The organism is Mycolicibacterium canariasense (assembly GCF_002101555.1).
In the GTDB taxonomy this organism is placed as follows: Bacteria; Actinomycetota; Actinomycetes; order Mycobacteriales; family Mycobacteriaceae; genus Mycobacterium; species Mycobacterium canariasense.
In genome coordinates this window covers 31,004-50,121 of sequence record NZ_LQOL01000111.1, presented here as the reverse complement: position 1 = coordinate 50,121, position 19,118 = coordinate 31,004, and the positions used below count along the sequence as shown (strand labels likewise).

The 19,118-nt window shown below is 67.5% G+C and carries 16 protein-coding genes; 8 read left to right on the top strand and 8 right to left on the bottom strand.

The window, feature by feature from the left end; translation table 11 throughout:
- The first annotated feature begins 140 nt into the window (after positions 1 to 140).
- The gene (gene pcrA, locus AWB94_RS33355) at positions 141 to 2,444 is read left to right on the top strand and encodes a DNA helicase PcrA (RefSeq protein ID WP_062659424.1); all 2,304 of its coding nucleotides are present in this window, start codon (positions 141 to 143) and stop codon (positions 2,442 to 2,444) included.
- Here pcrA and AWB94_RS33350 read toward each other — a convergent pair whose 3' ends face one another.
- Positions 2,445 to 3,005, bottom strand: a complete 561-nt coding sequence (locus tag AWB94_RS33350; RefSeq protein WP_062659423.1) for a hypothetical protein — start codon at positions 3,003 to 3,005, stop codon at positions 2,445 to 2,447.
- A complete protein-coding gene (locus AWB94_RS33345) occupies positions 2,998 to 4,080 on the bottom strand; it encodes a M23 family metallopeptidase (RefSeq protein ID WP_062659422.1) in 1,083 nt (360 codons plus the stop codon). Before AWB94_RS33345 ends, AWB94_RS33350 begins: the two co-directional genes overlap by 8 nt.
- Before the next feature lie 269 nt (positions 4,081 to 4,349).
- On the opposite strand from AWB94_RS33345, the gene sucC reads away from it, so the two are divergent.
- Entirely contained in the window at positions 4,350 to 5,513 is a 1,164-nt protein-coding gene (gene sucC, locus AWB94_RS33340) for an ADP-forming succinate--CoA ligase subunit beta (protein ID WP_062659421.1), read from the top strand.
- A gap of 12 nt (positions 5,514 to 5,525) precedes the next feature.
- Positions 5,526 to 6,428, top strand: coding sequence for a succinate--CoA ligase subunit alpha (gene sucD, locus AWB94_RS33335; protein ID WP_062659420.1), 903 nt, complete (start codon positions 5,526 to 5,528; stop codon positions 6,426 to 6,428).
- A gap of 62 nt (positions 6,429 to 6,490) precedes the next feature.
- Here sucD and AWB94_RS33330 read toward each other — a convergent pair whose 3' ends face one another.
- The gene (locus tag AWB94_RS33330) at positions 6,491 to 7,105 is read right to left on the bottom strand and encodes a TetR/AcrR family transcriptional regulator (protein WP_062659419.1); all 615 of its coding nucleotides are present in this window, start codon (positions 7,103 to 7,105) and stop codon (positions 6,491 to 6,493) included.
- Positions 7,106 to 7,130: 25 nt separating this feature from the next.
- Between AWB94_RS33330 and AWB94_RS33325 the strand changes: the two genes are divergently transcribed.
- A complete protein-coding gene (locus AWB94_RS33325; RefSeq protein WP_062659418.1) occupies positions 7,131 to 8,042 on the top strand; it encodes an SDR family NAD(P)-dependent oxidoreductase in 912 nt (303 codons plus the stop codon).
- 52 nt (positions 8,043 to 8,094) lie between these two features.
- Here AWB94_RS33325 and AWB94_RS33320 read toward each other — a convergent pair whose 3' ends face one another.
- The 4 genes from AWB94_RS33320 to AWB94_RS33305 all read right to left on the bottom strand — a co-directional run bounded on the left by AWB94_RS33320 (position 8,095) and on the right by AWB94_RS33305 (position 12,905).
- Entirely contained in the window at positions 8,095 to 9,945 is a 1,851-nt protein-coding gene (locus AWB94_RS33320; RefSeq protein ID WP_062659417.1) for a S9 family peptidase, read from the bottom strand.
- 77 nt (positions 9,946 to 10,022) lie between these two features.
- Positions 10,023 to 10,646 (bottom strand): TetR/AcrR family transcriptional regulator, encoded by a 624-nt coding sequence (locus tag AWB94_RS33315; RefSeq protein WP_457920263.1) that lies wholly within the window; start codon positions 10,644 to 10,646, stop codon positions 10,023 to 10,025.
- A 56-nt stretch (positions 10,647 to 10,702) separates the two neighbouring features.
- Positions 10,703 to 11,785 carry a MarR family transcriptional regulator gene (locus AWB94_RS33310; protein WP_062659416.1) on the bottom strand — a complete coding sequence of 361 codons (1,083 nt, stop codon included), beginning with the start codon at positions 11,783 to 11,785 and terminating at the stop codon, positions 10,703 to 10,705.
- A 4-nt stretch (positions 11,786 to 11,789) separates the two neighbouring features.
- Positions 11,790 to 12,905: an ATP-binding protein gene (locus AWB94_RS33305; protein WP_062659508.1), complete on the bottom strand. Its 1,116-nt coding sequence runs from the start codon at positions 12,903 to 12,905 to the stop codon at positions 11,790 to 11,792.
- A 149-nt stretch (positions 12,906 to 13,054) separates the two neighbouring features.
- On the opposite strand from AWB94_RS33305, the gene AWB94_RS33300 reads away from it, so the two are divergent.
- Positions 13,055 to 14,581 carry an acetyl-CoA acetyltransferase gene (locus AWB94_RS33300; protein WP_085122611.1) on the top strand — a complete coding sequence of 509 codons (1,527 nt, stop codon included), beginning with the start codon at positions 13,055 to 13,057 and terminating at the stop codon, positions 14,579 to 14,581.
- A gap of 65 nt (positions 14,582 to 14,646) precedes the next feature.
- Here AWB94_RS33300 and AWB94_RS33295 read toward each other — a convergent pair whose 3' ends face one another.
- Positions 14,647 to 15,495: an LLM class F420-dependent oxidoreductase gene (locus AWB94_RS33295; protein ID WP_062655617.1), complete on the bottom strand. Its 849-nt coding sequence runs from the start codon at positions 15,493 to 15,495 to the stop codon at positions 14,647 to 14,649.
- A gap of 113 nt (positions 15,496 to 15,608) precedes the next feature.
- On the opposite strand from AWB94_RS33295, the gene sfnG reads away from it, so the two are divergent.
- From sfnG to AWB94_RS33280, 3 genes are all read left to right on the top strand, one after another.
- Positions 15,609 to 16,739, top strand: a complete 1,131-nt coding sequence (gene sfnG, locus AWB94_RS33290; RefSeq protein ID WP_062655623.1) for a dimethylsulfone monooxygenase SfnG — start codon at positions 15,609 to 15,611, stop codon at positions 16,737 to 16,739.
- A gap of 59 nt (positions 16,740 to 16,798) precedes the next feature.
- On the top strand, positions 16,799 to 17,668 hold the full coding sequence (locus tag AWB94_RS33285) for a DUF5336 domain-containing protein (protein ID WP_062655616.1): 870 nt from the start codon (positions 16,799 to 16,801) through the stop codon (positions 17,666 to 17,668).
- Positions 17,669 to 17,740: 72 nt separating this feature from the next.
- A complete protein-coding gene (locus tag AWB94_RS33280) occupies positions 17,741 to 19,117 on the top strand; it encodes a cell division protein PerM (RefSeq protein WP_062655615.1) in 1,377 nt (458 codons plus the stop codon).
- Position 19,118 lies beyond the last annotated feature (1 nt).

Genomic DNA, 19,118 nt, shown 5'->3' with positions numbered 1-19,118 from the left:
GGAAGCAGCTAGACCACGGGCACCGCGGATCGGTACCCGTAAAAAAATCGTCCCTGCTGCTGGAGCACGTTTCGAGTGTGCCATCAAGCTGGCCGTCGACGCAAAAAGTGTCACCGTGCAGCGGTAGGTTTGACACCGATATGAGCGTCATCAGCGAAACCGATCAACTCCTCGACGGACTCAACCCGCAGCAACGCCAAGCTGTGCTGCACGAGGGGTCGCCGTTGCTCATCGTGGCCGGCGCCGGGTCGGGCAAGACGGCGGTGCTGACCAGAAGGGTGGCCTATCTGCTGGCCGCCCGGGACGTCGGCGTCGGGCAGATCCTGGCCATCACCTTCACCAACAAGGCCGCCGCGGAGATGCGCGAGCGCGTGGTCCAACTGGTCGGGCCCCGGGCGCGCAACATGTGGGTGTCGACGTTCCACTCGACGTGTGTGCGCATCCTGCGCAACCAGGCCTCGCTGCTGCCCGGCCTGAACTCCAACTTCTCCATCTACGACGCCGACGATTCTCGGCGCCTGTTGATGATGATCGCCAAGGACATGGGGCTGGACACCAAACGGTACTCGCCGCGGGTGCTGTCCAACGGGATCTCCAACCTGAAGAACGAACTGATCGATCCGGAGCGGGCGGTCGCCGAGCTGACGGACTCCTCCGACGACATGTCGAAAACCGTGGCCTCGGTGTTCGGTGAGTACCAGCGCCGGCTGCGCGCCGCCAACGCGCTGGACTTCGACGACCTGATCGGCGAGACCGTCGGTGTGCTGCAAGCGTTTCCACAGGTGGCCCAGTACTACCGGCGCCGGTTCCGGCACATCCTGGTCGACGAGTACCAGGACACCAACCACGCCCAGTACGTGCTGGTGCGGGAGCTGGTCGGGCATGACCCCGACGACCAGGTGCCGCCGGGAGAGCTCTGTGTGGTGGGCGACGCCGATCAGTCCATCTACGCGTTCCGCGGTGCCACCATCCGCAACATCGAGGATTTCGAACGCGACTACCCGAACGCGACAACCATTCTGCTGGAACAGAATTACCGCTCCACCCAGACCATCCTGAATGCGGCCAACGCCGTCATCTCCCGCAACGCGGGGCGTCGGGAGAAGCGGTTGTGGACCGACTCCGGTGACGGTGAGCTGATCGTCGGGTACGTCGCCGACAACGAGCACGACGAGGCGCGGTTCGTCGCCGGTGAGATCGACGCGCTGGCCGACCAGGATCAGATCAACTACAGCGACGTCGCCGTGTTCTACCGGACCAACAACTCCTCGCGTGCACTGGAAGAGGTGTTCATCCGGTCCGGCATCCCGTACAAGGTTGTCGGCGGCGTTCGGTTCTACGAGCGCAAGGAAATTCGCGATATCGTCGCCTACCTGCGGGTGCTGGACAACCCTGGCGACTCGGTGAGCATGCGGCGCATCCTGAACACCCCCCGCCGCGGTATCGGGGACCGCGCAGAGGCGTGCGTGGCGGTGTACGCCGAGAACACCGGGGCCAGCTTCAACGACGCCCTGCAGGCCGCTGCCGAGGGCAAGGTCCCGATGCTCAACACTCGCTCGGAGAAGGCCATTGCCTCGTTCGTGGCGCTGCTCGACGAGTTGCGCGGCGGCCTCGACGGTGAGCTGGGCGACCTCGTCGAGTCGGTGCTCGACCGCACCGGCTACCGTCGCGAACTCGAGGCGTCCAACGATCCGCAGGATCTGGCGCGCTTGGACAACCTCAACGAATTGGTCAGCGTCGCACACGAATTCAGTATCGACCTGGCCAATGCGCAGGCGCTGCGCGAGGAAGAGGAGCTCGACGAAGACGTCCCGGAAACCGGGGTGCTGGCGCAGTTCCTGGAGCGGGTGTCACTGGTCGCCGACACCGACGAGATCCCCGAGCACGGCACCGGCGTGGTCACCATGATGACCCTGCACACCGCCAAGGGACTGGAATTCCCGGTGGTGTTCGTGACCGGCTGGGAGGACGGCATGTTCCCGCACATGCGGGCGCTCGGCGACCCGACCGAGCTGTCCGAGGAGCGCCGCCTGGCCTACGTGGGGATCACTCGGGCCCGGCAGCGGCTCTACCTGAGCCGGGCCAAGGTGCGGTCATCGTGGGGACAGCCGATGCTCAATCCGGAGTCCCGGTTCCTGCGGGAGATCCCGGAAGAACTGATCAACTGGCGCCGCGTCGAGACGCCGGCGTCGGTGTTGAGCGCCCCGCGCAGTGTGGGCCGGTTCGCCGACAGCGCGCGTCCGGCACCGGCTCGGTCCTCGGCGGGACGTAACCGCACGCTGCTGGTGCTCGAGCCGGGTGACCGGGTCACCCACGACAAGTACGGGCTGGGCCGGGTGGAAGAGGTCTCCGGCATGGGCGAATCGGCCATGTCGCTCATCGACTTCGGCAGTGCGGGCCGGGTCAAGCTGATGCACAACCACGCGCCGGTCAGCAAGCTCTAGTCAGCCGCGCGCCCAACGGCCCGTCGCGGGCAGCAGCGCCAGCACGATCGCGGCGACCGGCAACACCGGCATCGCGTAGACGACGGGGTGCAGTCGCGCGCCGGCCAGGAACAGGCAGCCGAAGATCATCAGTCCGATCGCCGCGCCGATGACGATGAGCAGCCGGCCCAGCCGGCGGCGCAGCAGCAGTGCGATCAGGCCACCGATCGCGGCCGCCGCCGAGATCGCGGTCAGGAATCCGATGGCCACGCAGAACAGCCGATCGGTGCGCCACCAGCCGGCGATCAGGTCGGTGGCGATGACGGCGGTGGCCCAGCCGGTCAGGATGCTGAACACCGCCGCGGCAATGGCCGCCGCGGCGGTGGGTTCGCGCCGCGCCGACACCGCCTGCGGCGTGGGGCGCGGGGTGTAGCTGGGGATGTAGCTGGTTTGGTCGGGCTCGGCCGGGCTGCGCACGAAGGCGGTGCGGTCATCCCCGATCGCCGGGAACGAACCGGTGGGGCTCCGGCGGATGATGTTCGTGCGGGGTTCGTCGGACGGGTCGGAACTCACATCATCCAACGTAGGTGCCGGGGCTAAGCCCCCGCTGAGCAAGCCACGGCACCGGGTCGATGCGGTTGCTGCCGTTGAGCAAGACCTCGAAGTGGCAGTGCGGGCCGGTCGAGTTGCCGCGGTTGCCGATGGTGGCGATCTGGTCGCCGGCCATCACGCGCTGCCCGACCGACACCAGCCAGGTGTTGACGTGGCCGTACAGCGTGACGGTGCCGTCGTTGTGGCGGATCTTGACCCACGCGCCGTAGCCGGCGGTCGGCCCGGCGTCGATGACGGTGCCATCGGCCACGGCCACGATGGGCGTGCCGATCGGTCCGGCGATGTCGATGCCGGCGTGCAACACGCCCCATCGGTAACCGAAGCCCGACGTCCACACACCCTTGGTGGGCATCACGAACAGCGGGCGGGACAGCCGGGCTTCCCGCTCGGCGCGCTCCTGGGCGAAGGCGGCGGCCTTGGTGATCTCCTCGGCGTGTACCGCGGAGCTGGCGGCCGGCTCGACGGTGACGATCTGCATGCCATCGGTCGACCCGGTGATCACACCGCCGCTGATGCCGGCCTGTGCGCCGGTCAGGATGGTGTCCGAGGTGGGCTTGGACGAGTCGGCGGTGCTCAGCGTGTACGCACCCGAAGCGGTGGCGCCGGCGGCCATTGCGGCGATCAGTAGGCGGCTCTTGACGGCGCCCACGGTCTGCTTGCGGTGTGCGCCACCGGTGCGCTGGCCGCGGATGTCGATGATGTCGGTCTTGGCCAGGCCGTCGCTCAGATCGGTGTGGCTGTCCCGGTAACCGCGGGTGGAGCGCTTGACGGCGTCCGAGGTTTCGCCCGCTTGGAACTCCGTGGGCACGGCCAGCCGCAACGGGACCAGGTCGTCGGTGTCGTTCAGGTCGTCGAGTTCCGGAGCCGCGATGACGCGCTGCTCCTTGTCGAACGCCGAGCTGTCCCGGAAATCGAGCTCGGGCAGGTCACCGAACTCGTTGAACGGGATGATGTCGGTCACTTCGGCGGCAGAGGGAGGAGTTATCGGCTTGCGAGCACTCGTCGCGGTTCCCTTCGGGGAGCGGGGCGAACTGTGCTCAAGCAACCTGCGATGTCCTTCTTTTCGTGACCTTGCCGTGATCTGGACCAGTAGGCACGGTAACGAAACGCGAATGTGAGTGGCAACCCAAGCGGGTATTCCATTCGGGATTGTGACTTGTATCACTGGTTGGGGTCGGTGAGATTTAGCACAAGTCAGGTGGGCGGTGGGGGAGGTCGTGCCGCGGGTCGATAAAGTGCCAGCGAGCCAGTCAGGCCCAAACGCTGAAGTGAATTCAAACGTCAACGCAGACAGACAGGGATTTCTCCGAGCTCATGGATCTCTTCGAATATCAGGCGAAAGAGCTGTTCGCCAAGCACAACGTCCCCACCACGCCCGGCCGGGTCACCGACTCGCCCGAGGACGCCAAGGCGATCGCCGAGGAGATCGGTAAGCCGGTCATGGTGAAGGCTCAGGTCAAGGTCGGCGGCCGCGGCAAGGCCGGCGGCGTGAAGTACGCGGCCACCCCGGAGGACGCCTTCACCCACGCTCAGAACATCCTCGGCCTGGACATCAAGGGCCACATCGTCAAGAAGCTGCTCGTCGCCGAGGCCAGTGACATCGCCGAGGAGTACTACATCTCCTTCCTGCTGGACCGCTCCAACCGCACCTACCTGGCCATGTGCTCGGTCGAGGGCGGCATGGAGATCGAAGAGGTCGCGGCCACCAAGCCCGAGCGGCTGGCCAAGGTGCCGGTCGACGCCGTCAAGGGTGTCGATCTGGCGTTCGCGCGAGAGATCGCCGAGAAAGGCCACCTGCCCGCCGAGGTGCTCGACGCCGCCGCGGTGACCATCCAGAAGCTGTGGGAGGTCTTCGTCGGCGAGGACGCCACCCTGGTCGAGGTCAACCCGCTGGTGCGCACCCCCGACGACCAGATCCTGGCGCTGGACGGCAAGGTCACCCTGGACGCCAACGCCGACTTCCGGCAGCCCGGGCACGCGGAGTTCGAGGACAAGGACGCCACCGATCCCCTGGAGCTCAAGGCCAAGGAGAACGACCTCAACTACGTCAAGCTCGACGGCGAGGTCGGCATCATCGGTAACGGTGCCGGTCTGGTCATGTCGACCCTGGACGTCGTCGCCTACGCCGGCGAGAAGCACGGCAACGTGAAGCCGGCCAACTTCCTCGACATCGGTGGTGGCGCCTCGGCCGAGGTGATGGCCGCCGGGCTGGACGTCATCCTCGGGGACTCTCAGGTCAAGAGTGTGTTCGTGAACGTGTTCGGTGGCATCACCGCGTGCGACGCGGTGGCCAACGGCATCGTCAAGGCGCTGCAGATCCTCGGTGACGAGGCCAACAAGCCGCTCGTGGTTCGCCTGGACGGCAACAACGTCGAAGAGGGCCGGCGCATCCTGGCCGAGGCCAACCACCCGCTGGTGATCCAGGCCGAGACCATGGACGCCGGTGCCGACAAAGCCGCCGAGCTGGCGAACAAGTAAGGGACGCAATCAATGTCGATTTTTCTGAACAAGGACAGCAAGGTCATCGTCCAGGGCATCACCGGCGGCGAGGGCACCAAGCACACCGCGTTGATGCTCAAGGCCGGCACCCAGGTGGTCGGCGGCGTCAACGCGCGCAAGGCCGGCACGACCGTCTCGCATAAGGACAAGAACGGCAACGATATCGAGCTGCCGGTGTTCGGTTCGGTGGCCGAGGCCATCAAGGAGACGGGCGCCGACGTGTCGATCGCCTTCGTGCCGCCGGCCTTCTCGAAGGACGCCATCATCGAGGCCATCGACGCCGAGATCCCGCTGCTGGTGGTCATCACCGAGGGAATCCCGGTGCAGGACAGCGCCTATGCGTGGGCCTACAACGTGGAGAAGGGCCAGAAGACCCGGATCATCGGGCCGAACTGCCCCGGCATCATCACCCCCGGTGAGTCGCTGGTCGGCATCACGCCGAACAACATCACCGGCAAGGGCCCGATCGGTCTGGTGTCCAAGTCCGGCACGCTGACCTACCAGATGATGTACGAGCTGCGCGATCTCGGCTTCTCCACCGCGATCGGGATCGGCGGCGACCCGGTCATCGGCACCACCCACATCGACGCCATCGAGGCGTTCGAGAAGGATCCCGAGACCAAGCTGATCGTGATGATCGGCGAAATCGGTGGCGACGCCGAGGAGAAGGCCGGCGCCTACATCCAGGCCAACGTCACCAAGCCGGTCGTCGGCTACGTCGCCGGTTTCACCGCACCGGAGGGTAAGACCATGGGCCACGCCGGTGCCATCGTCTCCGACGGTGCGGGCACCGCGCAGGGCAAGAAGGAAGCCCTCGAGGCCGCCGGCGTGAAGGTCGGCAAGACGCCGTCCGAGACCGCCAAGCTGGCGCGGGAGATCTTCGAGACCCTGTAACGCACCACGCACGCCAAAATCCCTCGGAGTCAATCGATTCCGGGGGATTTTGCGTCTCAGGGCTAGTCGACGAAGCCCGCACCCACGGTGTCGAAGGCGGCGGTGAGCAGATCACGCAGCGTCTGGGCGCCGGTGTCGGGGTCCCAGAACCGGTAGGCGGTGGTCGCTGCGGCATCGGCCGCAGCGACCAGCAGCGCGGCGCTGAATTCCGTGCTCCCGGCCGCTATCGCTCGCTGAGTGGCCCACTCGATCAGAGTGTGGCGGAACTGATCGCCGAAGGTGCGTCCACCGCTTGCCAATGCCGGGTTGCGTTGTAGGAGATGATGTTGGACGACGACTTGCTCGGCGACAGACGTGACTGTCTCGACCAGAATGTGCCGCAGGGAGGTCCAGGTCGGCTCGTCGTGGGGCCGGGCGTCGAGCAACGACCTGTAAGCCGAGAGCTCATCGGGGTCGGCATCGAAGACCACCGCGTCCTTGGATGCGAAGTAGTTGAAGAACGTGGCGCGTGAGACATTCGCCTCGGCGGCGATCATATCGATGCTGACGGACGCGTAGTCGTGCTCGCTGAGCAGGCGATTGGCGGCGGCGCGGATATCTCGCCAAGTTTGCCGTTTCTTGCGTTCCCGCAACCCCATCGAGGTGTCGGTCGATGTCGAGGATGTGCGCACTTCCATACACCAAGTCTAAACTTAGACCAGTATGAATATTTGGGATGTCGACCGACCAGAACCGCCCGTAGTCGTGATCACCGGCGCCACGAGCGGCATCGGTGAGCTGGCGGCCATCGATCTCGCGCGTCGCGGCGCGCACCTCGTGCTCACCGCGAGGAACGCGGAGCGGGCCGAACAGACTGTCACCCACATTCGTCGGGTTTCGCCGAACACCGTCATCGACATCATCGATGCCGATTTCACCGATCTGGCCAGTACCCGCCGCGCGGGCATGGAGATCAACCACCGCTACGCACGGGTGGACGTCCTGATCAACAACGCCGGTCTGCATGCCATGAGTCAGCGCACCACTGTCGACGGCCTGCCTGAGATGATCACCGTCAACTACCTCGCGCCATGGCTGCTCACCGGCACGGTCCTGCCTGCACTGCGGCGCGCAGCGTGCGCCCGCGTGGTCACGGTCGCCTCCGAGGCGTCGCGGCGGCACGGCACGCTGCGGATACCCGACGATCTGACCAGCACCGCGCCCTTCAATGCCCTGCAGTCCTCACCGCTCTACGGCAAGAGCAAGCTGCTCGACATCATGTTCACCCTCGAATTGGCCGACCGGCTCGCCGGCACGGCCATCAGTGCCATGTGTCTCAACCCCGGCTACAACACCACCGGCCTCGGCCGTGAACTGCGCTTCGCCGCCGTACTCGAGCGCATCCTGAACGTGCTCGGTATCGGTGATCCGCATAACGGCGCCAACCTCATCGTGCGGGTCGGCACCGACTCTGGGCTGCAATCGGGCGGGTATTACTCCGGAAAGAGCGCCCGGCTGCTTACTCCCGTCCCACCGGCCGACGACCCGCGGACCCGGCGCGAACTCTGGCAGGCCACCGCTGAACTCATGGCCGCGAAGGGTTACGACGGCATCTATCCCGGCAACGCCAGCTGATCGGAAGCTCTCGGAACATGGGCTTTCGATGAGGTCAGGTCGACGGCATCGGTCAGAGGTGCTTGGCCAGGAAGCGTTCGACCGCGTGGTACAGGTCCATCTGATTTTCCGGGTTGATGAAGCCGTGGCCCTCGTCGTCCTTGACCAGATACTCGACCTGCACGCCGCAGGCCCGCAGGGCGGCGACCATATTGTCGGACTCGGCCTGAACCACCCGAGAATCGTTGACGCCCTGGGCGATCAGCAGCGGTGTGCGGATGGCGTCCACCTTGGTGATCGGCGAGCGGGCCAGCATATCGGCCTCCTGCGCCGGGTCCGACGGGTCGCCGACATAACGGTGCCAGTTGTTCGCCAGGAAGGGCCGGGCGACGTTCGGCAGTGTCCGCATGAAGTTGGGCAGGCTGGAGATCCCGACATAGTCGATGGCCGCGGCGAAGACATCGGGGGTGAAGGTCACGCCGACCAGCGCCGCGTACCCGCCGTAGGAACCGCCGAAGATCGCCACCCGCTCCCGGTCGGCGATGCCCCGCTGCACGGCCCAGTCGACGGCGTCGATCAGATCGTCGTGCATCTTGCCGGCGAACTCACCGATGGCGGCCTGGACGAACGCCTTGCCGTAGCCCGTTGACCCGCGAAAGTTGACCTGCAGCACCGCATATCCGCGGTTGGCCAGCAGTTGCACGTCGGGTTGGTAACCCCAGCAGTCCCGCGCCCATGGCCCGCCGTGCACCAGCAGGACCATCGGCAGGTTCGTCTGCTCCGTTCCGACCGGCAGGGTGAGATAGCCGTGCAGGTCCAGGCCGTCGCGCGATTCGATGGTGACCGGGCGCATCGGGGCCAGTGCCTCGGGATCCAGGTGCGGGTACGGCCGGAACAACAGCCGGTGCTCGCCGGTGGCGTGGTCGTAGAGATAGGTGGCCCAAGGGTCGCGGTCGTCGGTGAAACTCACCACCCAGCGCCGCCCGCTGTCGTCGGAGGAGATGGCGGCCAGGTCACCGTCGGAGAGCGCCGTCAAAGCACCCAGCACGTCGGCGAATTCCGGATCCAGCGCGTGGATCACCTGACGCTCCCCGTAGTAGCGGGCCCCGATCAGCTCGCCGGTGCGGGAACTGAGGATCAGCGGTGAGGGCAGCATGAGCTGCGCGGCCAGTTCGAGGCTGGGATGGCTGTCGACCTCGGTCTCGGCGCCGGTGGCCACGTCGACGCGGACCAGGCGGGTGCGGTCGGTGCCCTCGTTGGACCCGAGCCACAGCCCGGTGCCATCCGGCGTGACGGCGATGGGGTGGATGCCCAGCGGATAGCCCATGCCGTCGTAGACCTTGATGGGACGCAACGCTTTTGCCGCCGGGTCCCAGTGTGACAGTTCGACGTCGCCGTCGGCCGTCAGCGTGTTGGTGAACAGTTCGCCGGTCTGGCTGCTCAACCATCCGACCACGGTGCCGGGGTTTTCGGCCAGCAGCGTCAGCTCGCCGGTGGCGATATCGAGTTCGTAGGCGTCGAACAGTTCGGGATTGCGCTTGTTGAGCTGGACGATCGCCTTGCCGGGCCGACCCTTGAGCACCTCGAAATCCGCCCGGGTGCCGGGAAACGGGGTGAGGTCGACCGCAGGGGCGGACGGGTCGTCGAGATCGATGCGGTACAGGTGCCAATTCTCGTCGCCACCGGTGTCCTGCATGTACAGCAGCCAGCGCGGGTCAGGGGTCCAGCGGTAGATGTACACGCTGCGGGTCTCATCGGCGGTGACACAGCGGGCCGGCTCGTCGGTGTCCAGGCGCTGCACCCAGATGTTGAGGCGGTTGCGCCACGGAGCCAGATAGGCCAGCCGGGTGCCGTCGGGGGAGATGGTCGCCGCGGTGCGCTCGGGCGCGCGGAAGAATTCCTCGACGGTGATGTGGGTGGGCACAGTGGTCCTTTCTCGGGGCGTGCTGGGTCGACGGGCCCACCGTGATGTGGGCTCGTAAGGAATTGGGGGAGAACGGGTCAGCCCCGCACAGGTCCGCCGATGCGGCCGTCGGTGGCTTCCCGGATGGCCCGGTCGATCAGTGCGTAGGCCTCGTCCTGGCTGACCGGCTTACCCTCGACGATGACGGTGTGGCCGACATCCTCATCGATGACGCGGAACGCGCCGGTGACCGTGGCGGCGTAGAGCCGCGCGGTGAGATGGTCGTCCGGCACGCCGAGCCGGTCGGCGATCACCGGGATCAATCCGCGCTCCATCTGGTCGTGCACCATCAGGTACGCGGTGCGCAGCGCGGGGTCGGTGTGCGACAGCGTAGCGATCCGCAGCGCCGCGACCTCGTCCTCGATGTCCTGCGGGGACAGTGGGTATGCGACGGCCTCGGCCGCCAGGTGTTCGATGAGGGACAGTTCGTGCGGCCAGCGGCGCGCCGAATCCAGGAAGCGTTCCGCCGACTTGGCCAGCAGCGGCTCGACGCAGCTCTCCTTGGTCCGGAAGTAGCGCCAGATTGTTCTGGTGGAAAGCCCTGCGGCAGCGGCAATATCGTCGCCACTGGTGGCGGCGACCCCGCGTTCCCAGAAGAGGGTGGCCGCGTGTCGAGACACGGCCAGGCGGGCCTGCGCCTGTTTGTCACCGATCTGCACCACCCCCTTTGCCTTGTCACTTAGTGACAGCTCCACTGTGTCACTAAGTGACAGCCTCGTCAAGGGGTGGGTGGCTGCCCCTCCCGGTAGCGCAGCACGTGGCGCACCAGTGGCTCGGTGAGGTCGTACCAGGTGGCGCGCCGGTCACCGGTATCGGACTTGGCGGCCGTCACCCAGCGCGCGGCCACCAGCCGGCCCAGCGCCGCAGACGCGGTCTGGCTCGAAACCCCCACGGCAGCAGCGAGATCGGACACCGTGCGTGGCCCGTCGCCGCGTGCGATCTCGACCACCAAGCGCTGCTCACCGGCCGGCAGTCCCCACAGCCGATGCTGGTAGACCGGGGTCAACCGGTCCAGTAACGCGGTCAGTACCGGGGTGACGGCGGCCAGGCCGTCGCGGTCGGCGACGTCGCCGACCATGCGCCACATCCGGGGTGCCCCACCGGTCACCGCGGCGATCTCCGTCAGTCGGTGCAGACCGTCGGGCGAGCACGCATAGCCGGCCAGCTCGTCGTCGCCACGGTCGCGGGCCGTCCGGGCCACGATCTGCGCTCCGTCCTGCACGCTCAGGTCGTCCAGGTGCTCGATGATGAAGGAGCCGTACCAGGGATGGGTACGTGACGACACACCGGGGAACAGAGTCGGTGCGGTGGCAAAAATCGTGACGGCCGTTGATGTCTCGACCCACGCCCGCAGGCTGCCTTGGCCGGCTTCACCGATCGCGTCGAAGACCCGGTCCAGATTCTCGATCACGACCAGTACCATCCGGCCGTCGGCGATCTCGACGATGGTCCGTTCCAGCTCGACCACGTCGTCGCGCAGACCGTTGGCGTCCGCCCGATGGGTCCGCAGCAGCTCGACGAGCAGATCGGCGTAACTCCCGATCGCCAAGGCGTCTTCGGGAATGACAAGGGGCAGAATGTGTTCGGCGTGTGTGGTCAGGGTGCGATACAGGGCGACGCGCACGGTGTGGGTCTTACCGCTGCCGCGCGGTCCGACGAGCAGGGTGTGTGGCCGGGAACCGTCCGTCGCGGCCGTCCCGATGCGCTGGGTCAGCCGCGCCAGCAGCGCTTGCCGCCCGACCGTGCGCGCTGCCAGGTCGGCGGCGCCGGCGGTGCCCGGGGTGTACAGCGGTGCGCTCATCGGTTCATCTCCGCATGGCCTGCCAGGCGCGCTGTACCAGTCCGGAGGCGAAGACGTCGTCCTCGCGGTGCCGGCGCAGATAGTGGTCCTGCTCGAGCCGTTCGATGAAGGACACCAGCTGGTCCTTGTCGGTGATGGGGGAGCCCTCGCTGTGCAACAGCCGCATAACCGCGTTGACGCTCAACGGTTCCGAAGCGTGGGCATAGATGTCGAGCAACCCGGCGATGGCCGGCGCATCGTCGCCGTAATAGTTGCGCAGCCGGTCGCGGTAATGGCGCAGATCCCACGGATCGTGCGGATCGGCGATCGCCGCGTCGAGCAACCGCGGGATGCGTTCGGCGCTGACCGGTTCGCCGAGCCGGGCTGCCGCGGCCACCAGGTGCTGGATGTAGTACGGCACGTGTTCGGCCGCCTCCGCGACGGCGTTGGCCACCGCGTGGCGGTCGGTCGTGCCGACCTGCGCGCCCAGTAGCAGGCATTCGGCCAGATAGGTGGCATGGTCGGGGCGGATCGGGCCGACCGTGACCTTACGGATGTCGTTGACCGAGCTCAGGGCGTCGCCCGAAATATGGTGGAAGCCGATCGATCCGGACAGCACCGTGGCCAGCCGGCCGGGGTGCTCTTGCCGTAGGCGACGCAGCAGATGCAGGAAACCGTCTCCGCCGCCCGGCTTTTCGCGCTCCAGATTGCGGGCCAGCACGGTGACCTCGTCGATGAACAGCACCAGCGGGCCGCCGCCGGCGCGGCCGACGGCGCGGTGCAGCAGGTCGTCGAGTGCGGCTTCGGCGCGCGCTCGCTCGAACCGCACCGGACCGGTGCCGAAGGCGATCTTCCAGCGCTCGACCTCCTGCCGCAGCGCCGTGTCGAGCCGCCCGAGCTCACCCGCCAGCGCCGACACGAACTCGGTGTAGGTCTGCCGTTCGGCACTCACCGAGATCACCGGCCAGCCGCGTCCGCGGGCGGTGTGGGCCACCAATCGGGCCAGCGAGGTCTTCCCGTGCCTGCGGTCGCCGACCAGGGCCGCACCCCCGTCGACCACGCTGGCCAGGATCTCCTGCTGCTCCCGGACGCGGCCCACGACGTTCTCCGGCGGCACCACGCCACCCACCACCAGGGACATCGGACGAACCGGCCACGACATCCGGCAATTGTACGTCCAACTTGATGTACGTCGAATGAGTTGTACACCAATCGTGACGTAGAGGCTGTTGTGCTTCCGCTACCGCTATCCATTAGCCTGGCGAATTAACACCTGTCAGGAGATGTGTCATGGTCGATCCCCGCACCCCGGTCATCGTCGGCGTGGGCCAGTTCACCGAACGCCTCGGCGATTCCGGTTACCGCGGCATGTCGTCGGTCGACCTCGCCGCCGCCGCGGCGCGCGCCGCCCTGGAGAACACCGGCACCGATCCCGCCGCCGTGGCACGCGCCATCGACGTCATTGCCGGAACCCGGCAATTCGAGATCTCCGGCCGGACACCGGCACCCCTGGGCAAGTCCGACAACTACCCGCGGTCGGTGGCCGCGCGCATCGGCGCGGACCCCGCGCGAGCCGTGCTGGAGGTGATCGGCGGCCAGAGCCCGCAGCGTCTGGTCACCGAGTTCGCCGGTGCCATCGCCGAAGGCGAGTCCGACGTGGTGCTGGTGATGGGATCGGAGAACACCTCCAGCCTGCGGTACTTCGCGGACCGCGACGACAGGCCCGATCACTCCGAGACCGTCGGCGGGCAGCTGGAGGACCGTGGCTACGGCTACGACGGCATCTTCGACGAGTACACGATCAAGCACGGCCTCATCGGCGCCCCGGTCCAGTACGGATTGCTGGACAACGCGCGGCGGGCCCGGCTGGGACTATCGGTCGCCGACTGCCGGCTGGCGATGGCCGAACTGTTCGCGCCGTTCTCCAAAGTCGCTGCCAAGAACCCGTATTCGTCGGCACCGACGGAACGTTCGGTCGACGAATTGGTCACCGTGACAGCCTCGAATCGGATGATCTGCGATCCCTACCCGCGCCTCATGGTGGCCCGCGACCAGGTGAACCAGGGTGCGGCGGCGCTGCTCATGTCGGTGGCCACGGCGCGCAAACTCGGTGTGCCGGAAGACAAGTGGGTGTATCTGCGCGGGCACGCCGACATGAAGGAACAGAAACTGCTGGAGCGGGCCGATCTGGGCGCCAGCCCCGCCTCGGTGCTCGCGGTGCACGAGGCGCTGCGGGTGGCGGGTATCGGCGTCGAGGACATCGCGGCGTTCGACCTCTACAGCTGCTTCCCGTTCCCGGTGTTCAACATCTGCGACGGGCTCGGGCTGGCGACCGACGACGAGCGCGGGCTGACCCTGACCGGCGGGCTGCCCTTCTTCGGCGGTCCGGGCAACAACTACTCGCTGCACGGCATCGCCGAGGCGGTCAACGAAATGCGGGACAAGCCCGGCCAATTCGCCCTCGTCGGCGCCAACGGCGGTATCGCGAGCAAGTACTCGGTCGGCATCTACTCCACCGAACCCGCCGACTGGGTGCCCGACCGCAGCGCCGAACTGCAGGGCGAGGTGGCCGGCTACCCGGCGGTGGCCGTCACCGAGCAGGCCGACGGGGCGGCGACCATCGAGACCTACACGGTGCGTTACGACTGGACCCCGCACACCGGCATCATCGTCGGCCGACTGGACGCCGACGAGTCACGCTTCCTGGCCACCACCGACGACGCGGAACTGGTGGCGCTGCTGTCCGACGGCGAACCACTGGGCGCGGCGATCGCGGTGCGCTCGACCGAACAAGGCAATCGCGCGACGCCGGCCTGAGCTCAGCAAATCCGGCAGGTCACCGAAAGGGCGGTCGCGGTTACCTTGCCGGTGGTCCGGCAATCTCAGACGAGGGCGGCGAGCTTGCCCGCCAGCCGCTCGACGTACGCCCCGACCTCCGCCTCGGATTTGTCCGGCAGCCCGAACAACACCTCGGTGACGCCAAGTTCGGCCCAGCGCACGAGTTTGTCGGGGTCCGGCTTGAAGTCGAGCGCGACGATTTGTGGGGCCCCGTCGCGGCCGGCCGTTGCCCAGGTGTCCTGCAACAGCTTCACCGGCTCGTCGATGTCGAAGTCCCGGGGCGTGGTGATCCAGCCGTCGGCCGACTTCGCGATCCACTTGAAGTTCTTCTCGGTGCCGGCCGCGCCGACCAGTACCGGGATGTGCGACTGGACCGGCTTGGGCCACGCCCAGCTGGGGCCGAAATTGACGAATTCGCCGTCGTAGGCGGCTTCTTCCTGGGTCCACAGTGCCCGCATGGCCTCCAGGTACTCCCGCAACATGGTCCGCCGGCGACCCGGCGGCACCTTGTGGTCGGCGAGTTCGTCGGTGTTCCAACCGAATCCGACGCCGAGGCTGACCCGGCCGCCGGACAGGTGATCGAGGGTGGCGATCGACTTGGCCAGCGTGATGGGGTCGTGCTCGACGGGCAGGGCCACCGCGGTGGACAACCGCACCCGGTCGGTCACGGCGGCCACTCCACCCAGCGACACCCACGGATCGAGGGTCCGCATGTAGCGGTCGTCGGGCAGGGTCTCGTCACCGGTGGTCGGATGCGCGGCCTGCCGCTTGATCGGGATGTGGGTGTGCTCGGGCACGTAGAAGGTGGTGAAACCGTGGTCGTCGGCGAGCTTGCCAGCGGCCGCCGGGGTGATGCCGCGATCGCTGGTGAAGAGTACGAGCCCATAGTCCATGGCAAGAATTAGAACGTGTTCTAGTCTGGAGGGCAAGGGCGGGGCGGGGTCGGTTCGGTTCAGGCAGATCGTTACCGGTGACTATCGCCGCGCGGGCTGCTGCGATGGCAGCCATGACGACCGAACGCATCGCCGACCACATCACGTTCGCCTACTGGGTGCCCAACGTCAGTGGCGGCCTGGTGACCAGTGATATCGAGCAGCGCACCGACTGGAATTACGAGTACAACAAGAAGCTCGCGCAGACCGCGGAGAACAACGGGTTCGAGTACGCCCTGTCGCAGGTCCGGTACGAGGCCAGCTACGGCGCGGAGTACCAGCACGAATCGACCAGTTTCAGCTTGGCCCTGCTGCTGGCCACCGAGCGGCTCAAGGTGATCGCCGCGGTGCATCCGGGCCTGTGGCAGCCCGCCGTGTTGGCCAAGCTGGGGGCCACCGCCGATCACCTGTCCGGCGGCCGGTTCGCGGTCAACGTGGTGTCCGGCTGGTTCAAGGACGAGTTCACCCACCTGGGCGAGCCCTGGCTGGAGCACGACGAGCGCTACCGACGCAGCGCCGAGTTCCTGCAGGTGCTGCGCAAGATCTGGACCGAGGACGACGTGGACTTCCGCGGCGACTTCTATCGCATCCACGACTTCACGCTCAAGCCCAAGCCGTTGAACACCCCCGAGCGCTCCAACCCCGAACTATTCCAGGGTGGCAATTCCACGGCCGCCCGCCGCAACGGCGGCTACTACGCCGACTGGTACTTCTCCAACGGCAAGGATTTCGACGGCATCACCGAACAGGTGGTCGACGTCCGCGACCACGCGAGAGCCGCGGGCCGTGAGGTGAAGTTCGGCCTCAACGGGTTCATCATCGCCAGGGACACCGAGAAAGAGGCGAAAGAGGTCCTCCGCGAGATCATCGCCAAGGCCAACAAGCCGGCCGTCGAGGGCTTCCGCGGCGCCGTCCAACAGGCCGGGAGCTCGACGTCGGACAAGAAGGGCATGTGGGCCGACTCCTCGTTCGAGGACCTCGTCCAGTACAACGACGGGTTCCGCACCCAGCTGATCGGGACCCCCGAGCAGATCGCCGAACGCATCGCCGCCTACCGCAAACGGGGTGTCGACCTCATCTTGGGCGGCTTCCTCCACTTCCAGGAAGAAATCGAGTACTTCGGCAAGCACGTGCTGCCGCTGGTCCGCGAAATCGAGGCGTCCGAGGAAGGCGCGCTGGACCCGTCGGTGCTCGTATCGGCCTGAGGTCGCTCACATGTGGGTGCGCTAGCGTGGGTGGTCGAGATCGCCGACACAGGAGAGTCATGACCTACCCACCCGGTAGTCCCGGATATCCGCAGTCCCAGCAGGGCAACCAGTACGTCGCGCCGACCCAGCAGTTCGGGAAGGTCACGGATCCGGCCGAGCCGGTCAAGCTGCCGGTCTACCTGTTCGCCGCCGTCGCCGTCCTCGGACTGGCCACCTACGCGTTCAACTTCGGACCGCTGCTCACCATCAAGAGTTCGGACTTCCCGCAGTTCGGCAGCGCCAGTGGCAGCACCATCGGCATCGGGCTGGCGGTGGCGGCGTCGGTGCTGGCCGGCCTGATCGGCGCCGTCGCCCTGCTGCCCAAGCAGAAGGTGTCCGCCGGTGTGGTGGCCGCCATCGCGCTGCTGTCCTTCCTGCTGGTGCTCGGTGAGGTGATCAACGCACCGCAGGGGGTGTCGATCGGCTGGGCGCTGTATCTGGTGATCATCTGCACGGTGCTGCAGGCCGGTGCCGCGATCGCGGCGCTGCTGCTGGAGGCGGGCATCATCACCGCGCCCGAACCGCGGCCGCGGTACGAGCAGCCCTATGGCCAGTACGGCGCGCCGTATTACGGACAGCACGGTGGTCAGCAGCCCGGCCAACAGCACGGTCAGCCGGGTCAGCCCTACGGTGCACCGCCCGCGCCCCCGCAGGGCCGGCCCGGCTACGCCCCGCCCGCCCAGTACGGCGGCGGTTACCAGGGCCCCAATACCGGCGGTTTCGCCGCCGCCGGTGCGCCCGGTCCGCAGAGCGGCCCGCCCACGCCGCCCACCGGCTTCCCCGCGTTCGGTCAGCCGCAGCCGGCCGGATCGTCCGACCCGACCACAGCGGTCCCGACACAATCTCACGCCGCGTCCTCAGAGCAAGCTGGGCCGCCGCCGTCGTAGTCTGGGCGTCGCGCATCCGGGCGAGGTGGACACCGGATGCGTGAGCCCAGCACGCGAGGAGCGACCCAGCTAGTGGACAACCGGTCAGTCGGCACCCGGCAGGCACGCGACCTGCTGCGCGTCGCGTTCGGTCCCTCGCTGGTTGCCCTCGGCATCATCGCGGCGGTGACGCTGCTGCAGTTGCTCATCGCCAACAGCGATATGACCGGCGCCTTCGGCGCGATCGCCAGCATGTGGCTCGGCGTGCACCAGGTACCGGTGTCGATCGGTGGCCGCGAGCTCGGTGTGATGCCGCTGCTGCCGGTGTTGCTGATGGTGTGGGGCACCGCCCGGACGACGGCCGCGGCCGCGGCGCGGTCGTCCTGGTTCGTCATCCGCTGGGTGGTGGCCTCCGCGCTGGGCGGCCCGTTGCTCATCGCGGCGCTCGCGCTGGCCGTCATCCACGACGCGTCCTCGGTGCTCACCGAACTGCAGACGCCGAACGCCGGGCGCGCATTCGCCGGCGTGCTGGCGGTGCACGCGATCGGTGCGGTCGTCGGCGTCCTGCTCACCGGCAAGATGCGGTCGGTGCCCTGGGTGCCGGGCTGGCTGCCCGACGCCCTGCGCGGCGCCGGCGCCGGCGTGCTCGCGCTCTTCGGCCTGTCCGGCGTGGTGGCCGCGGGCTCGCTGATCGTGCACTGGGGCACCATGCACGACCTGTTCGGGATCACCGACTCGGTATTCGGGCAGTTCAGCCTCACCCTGCTGTCGGCGCTGTACATCCCCAACGTCATCGTCGGAACCGCGGCGGTGGCGGTCGGGTCGACGGCGCATGTCGGGCTGGCCACCTTCAGCTCGTTCACCGTGCTGGGCGGTGACATCCCGGCGGTGCCGGTATTGGCGGCCATGCCCACCCCGCCGCTGGGGCCGATCTGGGTCGCGCTGCTGATCGTCGCCGCTGTATCGGCGGTGGCGCTGGGACAGCAGTGTGCGCGACGGCCGGTGCCGCTGCCCACCGCCGCCGCGAAGCTGGTGGTGGCCGCCGCCATCGCGGCCGCGGTGATGGCGCTGCTCGGCCACGCCGGCGGTGGACGGCTCGGCAACTTCGGCGACGTCGGAGTCGACCAGGTCACGTTCGGGCCCGCGGTGTTCCTCTGGTTCGTGTCGATCGGCGGACTCACCGTGGCGATGGCCGGTGGCCTGGCCAAGCGCCCCAAACCGGTCAAGCCAGTTCCCGAACCCGAGCCGGAGCCGGAGCCCGACGATGCCGTCACCGATGTGGTGGTGTTGGACGAACCGATCGACGTCGAGGTCGTCGAGGTCTCTGAGGTTGCCGAGGCTCAGGAGACCAAGGAGGCCGGGGCGCCCCGCACCCAACGACCGGAGCCCGACGAGGCCCTGCTCGATCCGGAAGAGCACTTCCTCACCGACGGGGATCCGGTCGAAAAGCCACGCGAACAGGCCGACTAGG